The sequence below is a fragment of the Paenibacillus sp. GCM10027628 genome, from assembly GCF_042676385.1.
Classification (GTDB): domain Bacteria; phylum Bacillota; class Bacilli; order Paenibacillales; family NBRC-103111; genus Paenibacillus_E.
The window spans coordinates 247,091-262,972 of the sequence record NZ_JBHTHA010000036.1 but is presented as its reverse complement, the minus strand read 5'-3'; the positions used below and the strand labels follow the sequence as shown (position 1 = coordinate 262,972).

Genomic DNA, 15,882 nt, shown 5'->3' with positions numbered 1-15,882 from the left:
ATTTAGGAGGATGCTCCATGGGTGTTCTGCAGGGTAAAACGATCGTACTTGGCGTATGTGGAGGCATTGCCGCCTATAAGGCTGCTGCGCTGACGAGTAAACTTACACAGGCTGGTGCCAAGGTACGGGTCATTATGACGGAGTCAGCGGTCCAATTTGTGGCGCCTCTGACATTCCAGACGTTATCGCGCCATCATGTTTTTGTCGATACCTTCGATGAAAAAGATCCCTCAGTCGTCTCGCATATTAACTTGGCAGACAGTGCCGACCTTGTTCTTGTTGCGCCAGCTACGGCAAATATGATCGGCAAATTGGCACTCGGTCTCGGCGATGACATGTTGAGCACAACGCTGCTAGCGGCCATGGCGCCAATCTGGGTGGCGCCAGCGATGAATGTGCACATGTATGCTAATCCGGCAGTGCAGCGAAACATGCAAACGCTAAGGAGTCGCGGCGTGCGTTTTATTGAGCCGGGAGAAGGTCAGCTCGCATGCGGTTATGTCGGAAAGGGGCGACTCGCAGAGCCTGAAGAAATTGTAGCTGCGGCCCTGCAACACTTTGCCGGTAGCGGATTGCTGCGAGGACGTCGTGTTCTTGTGACTGCGGGAGGCACTGTAGAACGGATCGATCCGGTTCGTTACATCACCAACGACTCCTCCGGAAAAATGGGCTATGCGATCGCAGAGGAAGCTGTACGGATGGGAGCCAGCGTCACTTTGGTGACGGGGCCAACTGCTTTACCAGCTCCAGAGGGGGTGGAGATCGTTCCTGTACAGTCCGCGTTGGATATGAGAGAAGCTGTCATGGCTCGATTGGAAACGGCTCATCTCATTATTAAAGCGGCTGCAGTCGCTGACTATCGGCCGGCTGTCGTAGCCGAGCAAAAGATAAAAAAGAAAGCAGACTCGCTCACGTTGGAGTTGGTCAAAAATCCAGACATTCTGCAGGAGATCGGTACGCTGAAACAAGATCAGTTTGTTGTCGGTTTCGCTGCTGAGACCGAACGTCTGGATGAGCATGCGCTTGATAAGTTGAAGCGTAAAAACTGCGACCTTATCGTTGGAAATGATGTATCCCAAGAAGGCGCAGGCTTTAGCGGGGATACGAATGTGGTCAGGATTTTTGATCGAAACGGGCTAGTCGAGGCCTTGCCTTTACAAAGCAAAAAAGATGTTGCGCGCCGGCTGCTGGAGTTGGCGGCGGAGCGCATGCAATCTTGATTGTCGTGGTTCTAGCTCAGGAAACAAGTTTTGCTGAAGCAAAACTCGAAGGAGAATGTGGATGTATGCGAAAGTCATTGTTGATGTTCCAGCGAAGCAAACCAATCGGGCGTTTGACTATGAAGTTCCTGCTGCCCTGCGTAGATGGGTTGAAGTAGGCAGCCGTGTCGGCGTGCCCTTTGGCCCCCGAGTTCTGCAAGGATTCGTCATTGAATTAAGCGAAGAAACGAACATGGATGCCAAGCGGATTAAACCGATTCAGAACGTGATGGATCTGGTTCCGCCTCTGACCGAAGAACTTGTCGGACTCGGCAGGTGGCTCAGCCGGATGTACTTGTGCCACGAGGTCACGGCATTGCAGGCGATGCTGCCTGCTGCTCTAAAAGCAAAATACGAACGAGCCATCTCCATTGGAAATGGAACTAGCGAGCAATCGCAATTGAACCTGCCCGATTTACAGGAGATCCTTAGCTTTGTACGTGCAAAGGGAACTGTACCGATGGAAACGTTGATGGAGCGTTTTGCTCACGAGGGATTGCTCATTAAGCAGCTCTTATCCAGTGGCGTCCTTGCGGAAGTCCAGGTGGTTAAAGACCGCATGGCGACCAAGAAGGCGCTGACGGTGTTTCCGCCGGACGGGGGCAAGGGCTTGGAAGAAGCGCTTAACGAGCTGCCGGCTAGGGCGAACAAGCAGCAAGATGTACTGCGGTACCTCCTCGAGCATCCGCATGCGATTCGGCTCACGGAACTGATGGAGACGGTACAGGTAGGCGCTAGTACTGTTAAAAGCTTGGCGGACCGCGGTTGGATTGAGCTGCGAGAAGTCGAAGTGCTGCGCGACCCTTATGCAGGGCGTTCTTTCGCACGTACGAAGCCGCTTCCTTTGACCGAGGAGCAAAGCAGTGTTTTCAGCGAAATTCGAAGAAGCGTCGCAGAGCGAAGACATGAAGTATTTCTGCTTCACGGGGTAACCGGCAGCGGAAAAACGGAGGTCTATTTACAGTCAATTCAAGAATGTCTCGATCAAGGTAGAGAAGCCATCGTGCTGGTACCCGAAATTTCGTTGACACCGCAGATGGTGGAGCGTTTTAAAGGTCGGTTCGGTGATCTGGTCGCCGTGCTTCACAGCCGCTTGTCGAACGGTGAACGATACGATGAGTGGCGAAAAATCACCCGTAAGCAAGTCAAAGTGGTCATCGGCGCTCGCTCGGCCATTTTTGCCCCTTTTACTCAAATTGGACTCATTATCATAGATGAAGAGCACGAATCTTCCTACAAGCAAGAGGAAAGTCCGAAATATCACGCAAGGGACGTTTCTGTTGAAAGGGCGAAACAGCATGGCGCTGCCGTCGTCTTGGGTTCCGCAACGCCGTCTCTCGAGAGCATGCAGAAAACGATGCGTACCCGTGACGTAGTGAATCCGCCTTACCGACTGTTAACGATGAAGGAAAGAGTCGCCGGCAGACCATTGCCGACGGTTAACATTGTTGATATGCGTGAAGAGCTGAAAAGCGGAAATCGCTCGATGTTCAGCAAATCCCTGTATAAAGCTATCGAAGAACGGTTACAAAAGAAAGAACAGACCGTTTTGCTGCTCAACCGGCGCGGGTATGCCACTTTCGTTATGTGCCGCACCTGCGGATTCGTTTCCAGTTGTCCGCATTGCGATATATCGCTTACTTACCACCAAAGCTCGCGTATGCTGCGATGTCATTATTGCGGTTATGCCGAACGGGAAGTCAAACAATGTCCGAATTGCACATCGGAGCATATCCGTCATTTCGGGACGGGAACACAGCGTGTGGAAGAGGAACTCGGTAAACTGTTTCCCGGTATTCGCGTCATTCGGATGGACGTAGATACGACAACTGAAAAAGGTTCCCATGAAAAGTGGCTGACGATGTTTCGTGAAAAGCAGGCCGATGTGCTGCTCGGTACCCAGATGGTCGCCAAAGGATTGGATTTTCCCGATGTGACGCTGGTGGGCGTTATTGCAGCAGATACGGTACTTAATTTGCCTGATTTCCGCTCGGCGGAACGGACGTTTCAACTATTGACGCAGGTTGCCGGCAGGGCAGGACGTCATGAAAAGCTAGGAGAAGTATTTGTACAGACCTATACACCCGAGCATTACAGTGTACAATGTGCGAGTCAGCATGATTACATGGCTTTTGCGCAGCATGAACTGGATATCCGGGCAAATTTGGATTATCCACCGTATCACCGGTTGATTCTCATCACTTTTTCTCATGAAGAAGTACCTTTATTGGTGCGGTCTGCGGAGGCATTTGTGACCAGGCTCAAAGAGCTTGCGCAAGAGCAAATGAACAGGCCGGTTGATCTCTTTTCGAACATGGCAGCATCCTCTGATACGTTCAGTATGGACGTCTTGGGGCCTGTTGCATCGCCAATTTCCCGAATCAAAGATAGATATCGATTCCAATGCGTGGTAAAATATCGGGGGGAAGCTCAGGCTTCAGAGCTTGTTGGCCGAACCGTTGCGTGGTTTGAAGAACGTTCAGCGAAGGAAAAATTGCAAATCAGCGTCGATGTCGACCCGCAATATTTGATGTAAACTATATAAATCATAGAGAAGACTTCAGAGGTAGGTGCACGTTATGGCTATTCGTATTATTGTTAAAGATCCGGATCCTGTACTGCGGGAGAAGGCGATTACCGTTACTAAATTCAATGCCAATCTGCATAAGCTGCTCGACGATATGGCAGACACGATGTACGATGCTGAGGGCGTAGGCTTAGCTGCTCCGCAAATCGGTATTTTAAAACGCGTGATTGTGATGGATTGCGGAGATGAGCATGGCGGCTTAATCGAAATGGTAAACCCGGAAATCGTCACATCCAGCGGGGAGCAAATCGGGCCGGAAGGCTGCTTGAGTATTCCAGGGATTCGCGGGGATGTCAGCAGACCGATGAACGTAACGGCCAAAGGACAGGACCGTCACGGCAATCCGATTGAGATTACGGGGACAGAGCTGCTTGCGCGCTGTATTTTCCATGAAATCGATCATTTGAATGGTGTTCTGTTTACGGATTTGGCGACCAGAACGTATACAAGCGAAGAAGAGGAAGAAGACGAGTGAACATTATTTTTATGGGCACGCCTGATTTTGCGGTACCCTCTTTGCGATTGCTCTTGGAGGAAGGGTACAACGTGACAGCTGTTGTGACGCAGCCGGACCGGCCGAAAGGACGCAAACGCGTCTTGACGCCGCCGCCTGTAAAGGTGGAAGCGGAAAAGCACGGGATTCCCGTGCTTCAACCGGAGAAGCTGCGCCATGCCGATTCCGTCGAGGTTCTGCGTCAATTGAAGCCGGACTTGATTGTTACGGCTGCATATGGACAGATTCTACCAAAGTCGGTATTGGAACTGCCGGAATATGGCTGTATCAACATCCATGCCTCTTTGCTGCCGAAATATCGGGGCGGCGCTCCGATTCATCATGCCATCCTGCGCGGTGAACAAGTAACGGGAGTCACGATCATGTACATGGCCGAAGGTTTGGACACCGGTGATATGATCAGCAAAGTGGAAGTTGCCATCGAAGACACCGATACGACAGGAACGATGTTTGAAAAGCTGAGCATAGCCGGCGCGGATCTATTGAAGCGTACGTTGCCGGATTTGCTGGCAGGACGTTTGCAAGCTGTTGCGCAAAACGAAGCGGATGCCGTCTATTCACCAAACATCCGCAGGGAAGATGAGCTGATCGACTGGTCGCGTTCCGCGTTGGAAATTTGGAATCAAATTCGCGGCTTGAACCCCTTTCCGGGCGCTTATACGCTCTGGAACGGGGATGTGATGAAAGTTTGGGCGAGCGCGAATCCGAAGGCAGATCAGCCGAAGAGACGCAGCTCGGAACAAGCTGGCGGCGCAACGCCCGGCACGGTTCTGAACAGCAGCGAGCTCGGACTTGAGGTCATGACCGGAGACGGAACGCTGTGGCTTACGGAGATTCAACCTTCGGGTAAAAAAGCCATGCAAGTATCGGAATTCATCCGTGGCATCAAGATACCAGACGGTACCGTATTAGGTAATTAACTATATAAAAAGAGGTATTGCATTTGGCTACGCAAAAACCAACCCGTCCGCAAACCGGACCTAACCACAAGCCGCAAGGGGCCCGCAAGCCCTCTGCTTCCAAGCCATCACCAAGCGCTGCGAAGAGCAGCGCTGTTAAGCGTTCTGCCCGCGAAGCGGCGCTGGATGTACTGGTTCGCGTGGAAGAGGATCAATCCTACAGCAACCTGCTGCTCAACCAAACGCTGCAAAAACATGCGCTGGAACGAGCTGACGCAGGACTGGCGACAGAGCTTGTTTATGGGACGATCGGACGTAAAAATACAATCGATTTCTTTCTGGAGCGCTTTGTCAGCAAAGGGCTCGGAAAGTTGGAGCCGTGGGTAAGGTGCTTACTGCGGCTTAGTTTTTATCAGCTTTACTATTTGGACCGCATCCCCGACCATGCGGTCGTCAGCGAAGCGGTCAACATCGCCAAGCGCCGAGGGCATCAAGGCATCTCGGGGATGGTTAACGGCGTGCTGCGGGCTGTCCTTCGCAGCAAAAACGAGCTCACGCTGCCGGCTGCGCTCGGCGACGTGAAGCGCATCGCGCTGAGCCATTCCCATCCGGAATGGCTCGTGCGCCGCTGGATCCGCCAGCTGGGGCCCGAGCTGACGGAACAGATCTGTGCGGCGAACAATGAGCCGCCGCACGTGAGTATCCGCGCGAACGCGAGGCGCCGAAGCCGCCAGCAGCTCTTGGAGCAGCTGCTGGCGAGCGGCCTTCACGCGGAAGCGTCGCAGTTGGCCCCGGCCGGCATCCTGGTGCACGGGGCCGGGAACATGGCGTTAGTCCCCGGCTTTCAGCAAGGGGACTTCTCGATCCAGGACGAGAGCTCGATGCTCGTCGCCGAGGCTCTGGATCCGCGTCCAGGCATGAAGGTGCTGGACTGCTGTGCCGCCCCGGGCGGCAAGACGGCCCACATCGCCGAGAAAATGGACGATGTGGGTCAGATCTGGGCTTGTGATCTGCATGAGCACAAGCAGAAGCTGATCGCCGACCAGGCGGAGCGTCTTGGACTGAAGTCCATTCAGACGCTGGTCATGGATGCGGCGAATTTGAATGAGCACTTTGCGGCGGAGTCGTTCGACCGCATTCTGCTCGACGCTCCCTGCTCAGGGCTGGGCGTGATCCGGCGCAAGCCGGATCTGAAGTGGGCCAAGCAGGAAGCGGAAATCGCAGAGATTAGCGAGCTGCAGCACGCTATTCTGAGCAAGGTCCATCGCCTGCTGAAACCCGGCGGCGTGTTGGTGTACAGCACGTGCACGATCGAGCACGCTGAGAATGAGGGCATGATCGAGCGTTTCCTCGCCGATCATGATGAATTTGAGCTTGCGTCGCTGCCTGAGGGAGCCTTCGCTGGCATTGATCCAAAGGCGGCAGCATCCGGCATGGTGCAGATTTTGCCGCAGCAGTATCATTCCGACGGATTCTTCATCGCGCGTCTTCGTAAGCGATCTTAGGGAGCTTCGTATTGGCGACCTGCATTTTGTGTAGGATGCTTGGTGAAACCGGCGTTTGAGTCGCGATGAATCCAGCTTCAATCTTTGACGGCCCGAATCGAGTATGAATGACACGGGGACGTGTGTTCGTCCCCTTTTTGTGATAAAATAGATAAGATGAGCAATAAAAATATACGAAATAACTACAGGTTGTGATGAGATGTCAATGAAACCATATGAGAAAGAAAAACCATTCGTTTATGATTTAAACTGGGATGAGTGGCAAAGCTGGGTCAAAGAGAACGGCGAATCTTCCTTTCGCGCCGGGCAAATTTTTGATTGGCTCTATATTAAGCGGGTATTTAGTTTTGATGAGATGACGAACCTGCCGAAGACGCTGCGCGATAAACTCAAAGATCAATTCGAGTTCGTGACTCTGACCGAGATCGCCAAGTATGAATCGCAGGACGGTACCGTCAAATTCTTGTTCGAACTCGAAGACAAGAACGCGATCGAAACCGTTGTCATGAAGCACAATTACGGTAATAGCATTTGCGTAACTACGCAGGTGGGCTGTCGCGTCGGCTGTACATTCTGTGCATCTACACTAGGCGGGCTCAAGCGCGATTTGCGTCCGGGCGAAATTGTCGCCCAGGTTGTTAAAGCGCAAAAGCTGCTTGACGAAAAACAAGAACGGATCAGTTCTATTGTCATCATGGGGATTGGCGAACCGTTTGAGAATTATGAAGCGACGATGAATTTTCTGCGCATCATGATTCATCCGAAGGGGCTTAACATCGGCCAGCGTCATATTACGGTATCGACAAGCGGCATCGTGCCGAATATTTACAAGTTCGCGGACGAGAATTTACAGGTGAATTTGGCGATCTCGATTCATGCGCCGAACGATGAGCTTCGTTCCAAATTGATGCCGGTCAACCGCAGATTTCCATTTGCTGATTTGATCGAAGCCTGCAAGTATTACATCGCCAAGACGGGCCGGCGAATTACGTTTGAATATGCGTTAATGGGTGAAGTGAACGATCAGCCTGAACATGCCGAAGAACTGGCGCGGGTGCTGAAGGAAATGCCGCTTAGCCATGTGAACCTGATTCCGGTTAACTTTGTGGCTGAACGCGACTTCAAACGCACACCCAGGGACGATATTTTTACGTTCCAACGCATTCTCGAGAAGGGCAAAATTAATGCGACCATACGCCGTGAACAAGGTAGCGATATTGCTGCCGCCTGCGGACAACTAAGGGCCAAGCATATGGAGAGCAAGTAATGAGGTGAAATCGGGATGAAGATGGTGAGCCGTACCGATATCGGCAAGGTTCGGTTAGTTAACGAGGACCGTGCCGCCATTCATCAAGAACTGAATGGACTTTCTCTGGCCATCGTTGCCGATGGCATGGGGGGACATCAAGCCGGGGACATCGCCAGCCAAATGGCGATCGAATTCATTGAAGCTCAGCTGCAAACGATCCATTGGGGAATGCCCGTGGAAGAATGTAAGCAGGCACTGAAGCATGCGATTGAGATGGCGAATGAGAAAATCTATGAATTCGCCTCCCAGAAGGAAAATTATCATGGTATGGGGACGACGGTCGTCGCGATTGTCGTTTCTCAAGAGCTTTTGATTATTGGACATATTGGCGACAGCCGGGCTTACAAAATTAACAACGAGGCCATCACGCAGCTGACTGAAGATCATTCTCTCGTCTATGAGCTGGTCAAAAACGGTCAAATTACGCCTGAAGAAGCTGATCATCATCCAAGACGAAACTGGATCACCCGTGCGTTAGGCACAGAACCCGGCGTAGAGGTTGATCTGTATGAATATGCTTGGCGGCCGGGGGATAAGATTCTTATCTGCTCGGACGGTCTCAGCGGACTCGTGGAATCCAGTGACATCTGGCACATCGTCAAGTCCAACAAAAACTTGGAAGAAGCAGCTGATTTATTAATCCGCCGCGCGCTTGATGCGGGCGGAGATGATAACGTAACGGTAGTTTTACTGGCACACGATCATGATGAAGACGAAGAAAAGGGGTGATGAGGGTTGATCGGTAAAAAGCTTGGAGGCCGCTATGAAATACTGGAGAGAATCGGCGGAGGCGGCATGGCTTTGGTGTATAAAGGGCATGATCTCTTACTTAATCGCAAAGTCGCCGTGAAAGTGCTGCGTTCGCAGTATGTGCATGACGAAGAGTTTATACGTCGTTTCCGCAGAGAAGCTCAAGCAGCCGCTTCACTGTCTCATCCGAATGTCGTCAGCATCTATGACGTCGGGCAAGAAGGCGAAGTTCATTACATCGTGATGGAATACATAGAGGGCACGACCTTGAACGATTTGATCAAGGAAAAAGCCCCTTTGCAAGTAGAAGATGCAGTCCATTTCGCCAGCCAAATCGCTGACGCGTTGGATCACGCCCATCATAATGAAATTATTCACCGCGATATTAAACCGCATAACATTTTGATCGGTAAAAATGGCCGCGTCAAGGTGACGGATTTTGGTATTGCCCGCGCAGCGACTTCTTCAACGATAACGCAAACCGGGTCCGTTGTCGGATCGGTGCATTATTTTTCCCCGGAGCATGCAAAAGGGACGAATACGGGCGAAAAATCCGATTTGTATTCGCTTGGCATCGTCATGTACCAGATGTTAACGGCCAGATTGCCGTTCCTTGGAGAAAGTCCGATCAGCGTAGCGCTCAAACATCTGCAGGAAGATGTCGAAGAGCCTCGCAAAGTTAATCCTTTAATTCCGCAGAGCGTGGAAAATATTATTTTGAAGGCGATGCGTAAAAAGCCGGAAGAACGATATCAATCGGCGAAGCAGATGATGGCGGATTTGGATACATGCCTCAGTGCGGATCGCAGGAATGAACCAAAGGTCGCGTTCTGGGATGCAGATGGTATGGATGAGGAGCGAACGCTGGTCATGCCGGCTATTCGTCCAAACCAGCTTGGCGATTTCAAGGACGATGAGTTCGAAACGCCGGCGGGACGCGAAGAACCGCAAGCAGCCAAGCGAAACAGTTGGATCAAGCCAACGATCTGGATCGTCATTTTGCTCATCATCCTAGGAGGCATGTGGTATTTGGTCGGGTATGTGAAAAATATGTTTGCGATCGAAACCGTTGATGTTCCGAATGTCGTTAACAAACCGCTTACTCAGGCGCAAGCTGATCTGACAGCTGCGAAGTTGGGATGGACCATTGAGCATGATACGGTCAGCAAACTGCCGAAAGACACCGTCGTTCGGCAAGACCCGTCCGGGATGAGAATGAATGTAGGAACGAAAGTAACTTTATACGTCAGTGACGGCGTTCCTAAAGTAAAAATGGAAAATTTTGTTGGGCAGAAAATTAACGATGCGAAGTTGAAACTTCAAGCGCTCGGTATCAAGGATGAGCAAATTTCGATTGTCCCGGGAACAACCGAGGATACGCCTGACATCGTTCAAAAGCAAACGCCGCTGGTCGGCGAAGAATTTGAAGTGGAAAAGGCGGCAATCACCTTTACCGTAAGTAAGGCTAAGGAATCTTTCAAAATGCCTGACCTTGTCGGAATGACCGAAAAAGACGCAAAAGATCAAATTGCGAAGCTGAATCTTAAGCTTGCCGTTAATGCCATTACTCGTGAGAAAACTTATAAACAGCCGAAAGGGAAAGTCATCGATCAATTTCCTTATCGGAAAAATCAAGACGTGTCGGCGGGGTCAGAAATCACCAGCCTTGTCATCAGCGACGGATTACCTGAAGATGCCGGACAATTGAATGTCAGCATCCCTGTTAAACCGACGGAGGAAGGCAAGGATTCTGAGTTCAAAATCGTCGTTAGTGATGCCCAATACGACAACTTTGAATATAAAACGGAAAAAGTATCGAAACCGCAAAATCTGGATGTTAAAGTCATCGTTTCTCCGGATAAAAAGGCTGTGATTCTGATCAAAGAAGGCGACAACCTGGTGAACTCGATTACTCGCACATACCAAGATTACTTGGATCAAAAAAATGGCAAGACCGTTTCACCGAATCCATCTCCTACCCCAGGAGGATCGCCTAAGCAGCAAAACAACGGACCGGCAATTCCAGCCGGCGGCACCGGCAGCGGGCAGACGGGCGGCAACGCCTCCAAACCAGGCAATGGAGGAGGCAATTAATGCCACAGGGAGTTATTGTTAAGGCATTAAGCGGCTATTACTATGTTTTGCCCGAAGGGGCGGATCTCCGAACTGCGGACACGATTACGTGCCGTGCGCGAGGTGTTTTCAAGAAAAAAAATGTATCTCCGCTTGTCGGAGATCAAGTGACTTACGAGCTGACGGAGAACGGGGAAGGAACGGTGACCGAACTCTTCCCTCGAACGTCGGAGCTCATCCGGCCGCCGATTGCCAATGTGAATCTGGTTGTACTCGTCTTCGCGGTCACGGAGCCTGTTCTGAATTTGCAACTGCTTGACAAATTTCTTGTTCATATTGAGCATACAGGCATAGATGTGCTGCTGTGCTTTACAAAAAGCGATTTGCTCGCGAATGGAGAATCTACTGCGCCCAAAGAAATGACGATTTCTGAGTTGGACCGGATCAGCAAACTATATGAAGAAATCGGTTATGATGTTTTGATGACGAGTTCGAAACTGCACGAAGGCGTTGAGGCGATTCAGCAGCGTTTGAAGGGGACGGTTAGTGTGTTTGCCGGACAATCCGGTGTCGGAAAATCTTCACTGCTTAATGAAATGATCAGCGGGCTGGAGCTGGAAACGAACGCTATCAGTCAGCGCCTGGGCAGAGGAAAGCATACGACACGTCATGTGGAGCTGCTTCCTCTAGAAGATGGCGGCTTTGTGGCGGACACCCCCGGCTTCAGCCAATTGGATTTTATGGAGCTGGAGGTGGAGGACCTGGGCGGCTGCTTTAAGGAGTTCGCGGCGGTTGCGGATGGCTGCAAATTCAGAGGTTGTCTGCATCTGCACGAACCGAACTGCAAAGTGCGTGAAGCCGTTTCCGAAGGGACGATAGCTGCTTCGAGGTATGATCATTACCTCTTGTTTTTAAATGAAATGAAGGATCGGAAGAGGAGGTATTAAACGGATGGTATACGTGGCACCTTCGATTTTATCAGCCGACTTTGCTAAGCTCGGGGAAGAGATTAAGGAAGTGGAGCTTGGGGGGGCGGACTGGATACACGTGGATGTAATGGATGGTCATTTTGTGCCGAATATTACGATTGGCCCGCTAGTCGTTGACGCCATTCGCCCGATAACCAAGCTGCCGCTTGACGTACATTTGATGATTGAGCAGCCGGATCGCTATATTCCGGATTTTGTGAAAGCAGGAGCCGATTTGATTTCCGTTCATGTAGAAGCGTGTACGCATCTGCACCGGACGCTGCATTTGATTAAGCAAAGCGGCATCAAGGCGGGTGTCGTGTTGAACCCTGCAACGCCAATTTCGATGATCGAGCACGTGCTTGACGAACAGTTGGATTTGGTATTGATCATGACAGTCAACCCAGGCTTTGGCGGGCAGGCATTTATACCCGGTATGCTGAACAAAATTCGTGCTTTGCGGGACCAAGCGAATGCCAAGGGTCTGCAGGATCTGCATATCGAAGTAGACGGCGGCATTAATGAGGTCACGGCGCGTCAGGTGGTGGATGCCGGGGCAAACGTGCTAGTTGCAGGTAACGCCATTTATGGGCAGCATAACCGCGCTGAGGTCATAAGCCGAATTCGCGGGTAAGAGGGGAGCGGGGGACGGATGAGAATTCTCTGGTTGCTCATCTACAGCCTCATTTGCGGAGTGCTGCTGACGCTTTATACGAACATACATGATATGTCGAAATTCTTGTTTTCTCTGGGAGCTCTGTATGCGGGTATTCGATTTTTCCGCCGGTTCGAGCAAATAGGACTTCGCATATGGTTTATCGTGCTTTCTGTTGTTCTATACTTTATTTTCAGTTTAGGTTCTGCGCTTTACACGCATATGAGCATAACCCCATAGAAGCCGCATACATATAGTTACAAGAGTGATACGCTCTTGTAGCTTTTTTTGCTTTCTGGAAGCGAAGCGATTTTTAAGGGAGCGAGTAAATAGAAGGCACTTTTTTACGGTCCGGGCATATACTGTTGTAACGATGCTGAGGAGCAGTGATGCGACCTGTGAAACTTAATCTTGCGCAATAAAGTAACCAGGTAATCTCGAGCTAATTTGAAGATGAAAGTTTGCTTGCGAAACTCGGAGCGACGAAGTAAGTTTTCTTGCGAAAACGCTAAGGAGGGGTAGGGTATGAAGTTCTACACAATCAAACTACCAAAATTTTTGGGTGGATTCGTGAAGGCCGTGCTTAATACGTTTAGCAAAAACTAGGCTGGCACCATACTTGACCCAGAAATGCAAAAAAAGCACCTTAAAGGTGCTTTTTGTCTATTAGTTGACGATTTTACACTGCTTCGCAAGTGTAAAATCGCAACAGCTTGCCGCGATTAAACGCGAGTCACTTTACCGGATTTCAACGCACGAGCGCTTACGTAAACACGTTTAGGTTTACCATCAACGAGGATGCGAACCTTTTGAACGTTAACTCCCCAAGTACGCTTGTTTTTATTGTTAGCGTGGGACACGTGATTTCCAGTGCCTGGACTTTTACCTGTAATAAAGCATTTGCGGGACATGTATGACACCTCCTTCGGCAGTATACAAAGCAGCCTGGGTGGCAAGCCTAAGCTTGACTTGACAGCTTTCCTCAAATTTCATCTCGGTTTTAAATTATTTTTAATAAACCGCAAAAACATACTTAGATATAATAGCATAGCGCGAGCGACCTAGTCAACGAAATGCCTGTTTTTTTGCCGTTTATTTATTTATTATGTTATAGTACAATGAAGATTAGTCCATAATCCATACATAGAGAGTTAAGTTTTGCCAGCGCGAAACTAAGGAAACTCGAAGGAGTTGTTGAATCATGCCGATTGAGATCACGACCGAATACGGAAAAGTTACCGTTACCAATGAAGTAATTGCAACTCTGGCAGGATCTGCTGCCTTGGATTGTTATGGACTTGTTGGTATGGCAACTAGAAAACAGCTGAAGGATGGAATCGCAGAACTGCTTGGCCGGGACAATTTGACCCGCGGCGTCGAAGTACGTCGAGAAAACGAGCGACTCGAAATCGATCTTTATATTATTGTCAGCTACGGCACTAAGATATCCGTTGTCGCGGGTAATGTGCAAACCAAGGTTAAATATATTTTAAATGAAGTTGTTGGACTTCAAGTGGACGACGTGAATATTTTTGTGCAAGGCGTTCGTGTTGCTAAGTAAAAGCCCCGATACCCAGGAAGGAGAATCGCTTTGAGTAAGCGCTTTATTTCAATAAATGGAAATGACTTCACTGCCATGGTTTTGGCGGGTGCAGATAACCTTCGCCGACATGTAGACAAGGTTAACGGATTAAATGTATTCCCTGTACCCGACGGAGACACCGGCACCAACATGAATCTGACAATCACCTCCGGGGTGGAGGAACTGAAAAAGAAGCCATCCTCTCATATTGGGAAAGCCGCTGATGCGTTGTCTAAAGGGTTACTGATGGGCGCAAGAGGAAACTCAGGCGTTATTTTGTCGCAGCTGTTTCGCGGTTTCGCGAAGCACGTGCATGATTTGGAGACTGTGAACGTACAGCAATTTGCGGCAGCTTTGCAGCAAGGCGTAGAAACAGCATATAAAGCGGTTGTCAAACCTGTGGAAGGTACCATTTTGACGGTGTCGAAGGAAGCGGCTAAGCATGCGGTGCAGTATCGACGCGGCGGAGACTTGGTGGATCTGATGCAGGAAGTGCTGAGCAAAGCGAAGGAAGCCCTCGCCAGAACGCCTGAGCAGCTTCCTGTGCTCAAACAGGTCGGTGTCGTTGATGCGGGAGGACAAGGCTTAGTTTGTGTCTATGAAGGCTTTGTTACTGCACTGAACGGCGGCCTTGCCGATATTAGCGATGAATATGCAACAATGGATACGACGCTCGATCATGTATCGGTTGTACCGGCGATTAATTTGGCTAAAGAAGCTCATGCACTACTTCCCGCACAAGCTCATTTGGCTACGGAAGATATCGTATTCGGTTATTGTACGGAGTTCATGTTGACGATTCAGCCTGGCAAAGTTAAAGGATTCTCGTTCGAAGAGAACACTTTTCGAGATCAGTTGAGCAAGCTGGGAGATTCTCTTCTTGTCGTAGCCGATGACGAGTTGGTGAAAGTCCACATTCATGCCGAGTATCCGGGTGAAGTGATGAACCAGGCAATGAATTACGGGGCTCTAAGCCGTATCAAAATTGAAAATATGCGCGATCAGCATTCACATATATTGGAAGATGCAGCTGTTGGGTATGCGGCTCCGGAAGAGGCTGCAGTAGACATCGTCGTTCCTAACGCTCCTGTCGTTGCTAGCAAACCTTATGGTTTTGTTGCGGTGGCGCTTGGCGGCGGCATAACTGATATTTTAACGAGTGTCGGGGTCGATGTCGTGCTTTCCGGCGGACAGACAATGAATCCAAGTACGGAGGACATCGTTAATGCAGTGAATAGCATTCATGCGGAAACTGTTTTCGTGCTGCCAAACAATTCAAATATTATTTTAGCTGCGCAACAAGCAGCTGGGTTGGTTGAAGGTAAGACGCTTGTCGTTATCCCGTCCAAATCCATTCCGCAGGGGCTCGCAGCTATTCTGGCGTTCCAGGAGAAGGCGGATGCGGCGACCAATACGGAAGCTATGAACGATTCATTGAAGCGCGTAAAATCGGGCCAAGTCACTTACGCCGTGCGGGATACGAACATGGATGGCATTGATATCAAACAGGGCCATTTTATCGGTATCCAAGATGGGCGCATTGTCAGCTCTCAACCGAGCTTGATGGACGCTTGCAAAAAGCTGCTTCAGGAAATGATCGAGGACGGCAATGAAATCGTTACGATCCTTACCGGAGAAGACGCTAAAGAGGAAGAGACCATAGAGCTGGAAGCATTTATTCATGAAATGTATCCGGAAATGGAAATTGAACTTCATCCGGGCGGACAGCCCCTATACGCTTATTTGTTCTCGGTGGAGTAGTAAAAATTGAAATGGGGTGA

The 15,882-nt window shown here is 50.2% G+C and carries 15 protein-coding genes; 14 read left to right on the top strand and 1 reads right to left on the bottom strand.

Annotated features, from left to right (window positions below; all coding sequences use genetic code 11):
- Window positions 1-17 precede the first annotated feature (17 nt).
- The 12 genes from coaBC to spoVM all read left to right on the top strand — a co-directional run bounded on the left by coaBC (window position 18) and on the right by spoVM (window position 13,125).
- A complete protein-coding gene (coaBC, locus tag ACFQZT_RS24135) occupies window positions 18-1,220 on the top strand; it encodes a bifunctional phosphopantothenoylcysteine decarboxylase/phosphopantothenate--cysteine ligase CoaBC (RefSeq protein WP_379303951.1) in 1,203 nt (400 codons plus the stop codon).
- A gap of 61 nt (window positions 1,221-1,281) precedes the next feature.
- Window positions 1,282-3,795 carry a primosomal protein N' gene (priA, locus tag ACFQZT_RS24130; RefSeq protein WP_379303949.1) on the top strand — a complete coding sequence of 838 codons (2,514 nt, stop codon included), beginning with the start codon at window positions 1,282-1,284 and terminating at the stop codon, window positions 3,793-3,795.
- Window positions 3,796-3,838: 43 nt separating this feature from the next.
- On the top strand, window positions 3,839-4,321 hold the full coding sequence (def, locus tag ACFQZT_RS24125) for a peptide deformylase (protein WP_379303947.1): 483 nt from the start codon (window positions 3,839-3,841) through the stop codon (window positions 4,319-4,321).
- Window positions 4,318-5,280: a methionyl-tRNA formyltransferase gene (gene fmt / locus ACFQZT_RS24120; protein WP_379303945.1), complete on the top strand. Its 963-nt coding sequence runs from the start codon at window positions 4,318-4,320 to the stop codon at window positions 5,278-5,280. Before def ends, fmt begins: the two co-directional genes overlap by 4 nt.
- 23 nt (window positions 5,281-5,303) lie before the next feature.
- Window positions 5,304-6,764: a 16S rRNA (cytosine(967)-C(5))-methyltransferase RsmB gene (rsmB, locus tag ACFQZT_RS24115; protein ID WP_379303943.1), complete on the top strand. Its 1,461-nt coding sequence runs from the start codon at window positions 5,304-5,306 to the stop codon at window positions 6,762-6,764.
- Window positions 6,765-6,963: 199 nt separating this feature from the next.
- Window positions 6,964-8,031 (top strand): dual-specificity RNA methyltransferase RlmN, encoded by a 1,068-nt coding sequence (gene rlmN / locus ACFQZT_RS24110; protein ID WP_379303942.1) that lies wholly within the window; start codon window positions 6,964-6,966, stop codon window positions 8,029-8,031.
- Window positions 8,032-8,046: 15 nt separating this feature from the next.
- Complete coding sequence (locus tag ACFQZT_RS24105) at window positions 8,047-8,802, top strand: Stp1/IreP family PP2C-type Ser/Thr phosphatase (RefSeq protein WP_379303940.1); 756 nt, start codon at window positions 8,047-8,049, stop codon at window positions 8,800-8,802.
- Between the two features lie 6 nt (window positions 8,803-8,808).
- Entirely contained in the window at window positions 8,809-10,917 is a 2,109-nt protein-coding gene (pknB, locus tag ACFQZT_RS24100) for a Stk1 family PASTA domain-containing Ser/Thr kinase (protein WP_379303938.1), read from the top strand.
- Window positions 10,917-11,843: a ribosome small subunit-dependent GTPase A gene (rsgA, locus tag ACFQZT_RS24095; protein ID WP_379303936.1), complete on the top strand. Its 927-nt coding sequence runs from the start codon at window positions 10,917-10,919 to the stop codon at window positions 11,841-11,843. The genes pknB and rsgA overlap by 1 nt, the downstream gene beginning before the upstream one ends.
- Window positions 11,844-11,847: 4 nt before the next feature.
- Complete coding sequence (gene rpe / locus ACFQZT_RS24090; RefSeq protein WP_379303934.1) at window positions 11,848-12,498, top strand: ribulose-phosphate 3-epimerase; 651 nt, start codon at window positions 11,848-11,850, stop codon at window positions 12,496-12,498.
- An 18-nt stretch (window positions 12,499-12,516) separates the two neighbouring features.
- Complete coding sequence (locus ACFQZT_RS24085; protein WP_379303932.1) at window positions 12,517-12,759, top strand: hypothetical protein; 243 nt, start codon at window positions 12,517-12,519, stop codon at window positions 12,757-12,759.
- 285 nt (window positions 12,760-13,044) lie between these two features.
- Complete coding sequence (gene spoVM, locus ACFQZT_RS24080) at window positions 13,045-13,125, top strand: stage V sporulation protein SpoVM (RefSeq protein ID WP_014652194.1); 81 nt, start codon at window positions 13,045-13,047, stop codon at window positions 13,123-13,125.
- 116 nt (window positions 13,126-13,241) lie between these two features.
- Here the strand turns inward: spoVM and rpmB are convergent, their stop codons facing one another.
- Entirely contained in the window at window positions 13,242-13,430 is a 189-nt protein-coding gene (rpmB, locus tag ACFQZT_RS24075; protein ID WP_134754871.1) for a 50S ribosomal protein L28, read from the bottom strand.
- A 290-nt stretch (window positions 13,431-13,720) separates the two neighbouring features.
- Between rpmB and ACFQZT_RS24070 the strand changes: the two genes are divergently transcribed.
- On the top strand, window positions 13,721-14,080 hold the full coding sequence (locus ACFQZT_RS24070) for an Asp23/Gls24 family envelope stress response protein (protein WP_379303930.1): 360 nt from the start codon (window positions 13,721-13,723) through the stop codon (window positions 14,078-14,080).
- A 30-nt stretch (window positions 14,081-14,110) separates the two neighbouring features.
- On the top strand, window positions 14,111-15,862 hold the full coding sequence (locus ACFQZT_RS24065; RefSeq protein ID WP_379303928.1) for a DAK2 domain-containing protein: 1,752 nt from the start codon (window positions 14,111-14,113) through the stop codon (window positions 15,860-15,862).
- The last annotated feature ends 20 nt before the right edge of the window (window positions 15,863-15,882 follow it).

Excerpts from the sequence above, each read along its gene's own strand:
- ACFQZT_RS24105 (WP_379303940.1), top strand. The coding sequence starts at position 8,047 with ATGAAGATGGTGAGCCGTACCGATATCGGCAAGGTTCGGTTAGTTAAC.
- def (WP_379303947.1), top strand. The coding sequence starts at position 3,839 with ATGGCTATTCGTATTATTGTTAAAGATCCGGATCCTGTACTGCGGGAG.
- coaBC (WP_379303951.1), top strand. The coding sequence starts at position 18 with ATGGGTGTTCTGCAGGGTAAAACGATCGTACTTGGCGTATGTGGAGGC.
- spoVM (WP_014652194.1), top strand. The coding sequence starts at position 13,045 with ATGAAGTTCTACACAATCAAACTACCAAAATTTTTGGGTGGATTCGTG.
- rlmN (WP_379303942.1), top strand. The coding sequence starts at position 6,964 with ATGTCAATGAAACCATATGAGAAAGAAAAACCATTCGTTTATGATTTA.
- priA (WP_379303949.1), top strand. The coding sequence starts at position 1,282 with ATGTATGCGAAAGTCATTGTTGATGTTCCAGCGAAGCAAACCAATCGG.
- ACFQZT_RS24085 (WP_379303932.1), top strand. The coding sequence starts at position 12,517 with ATGAGAATTCTCTGGTTGCTCATCTACAGCCTCATTTGCGGAGTGCTG.
- ACFQZT_RS24070 (WP_379303930.1), top strand. The coding sequence starts at position 13,721 with ATGCCGATTGAGATCACGACCGAATACGGAAAAGTTACCGTTACCAAT.
- rsgA (WP_379303936.1), top strand. The coding sequence starts at position 10,917 with ATGCCACAGGGAGTTATTGTTAAGGCATTAAGCGGCTATTACTATGTT.
- rpe (WP_379303934.1), top strand. The coding sequence starts at position 11,848 with ATGGTATACGTGGCACCTTCGATTTTATCAGCCGACTTTGCTAAGCTC.
- rpmB (WP_134754871.1), bottom strand. The coding sequence starts at position 13,430 with ATGTCCCGCAAATGCTTTATTACAGGTAAAAGTCCAGGCACTGGAAAT.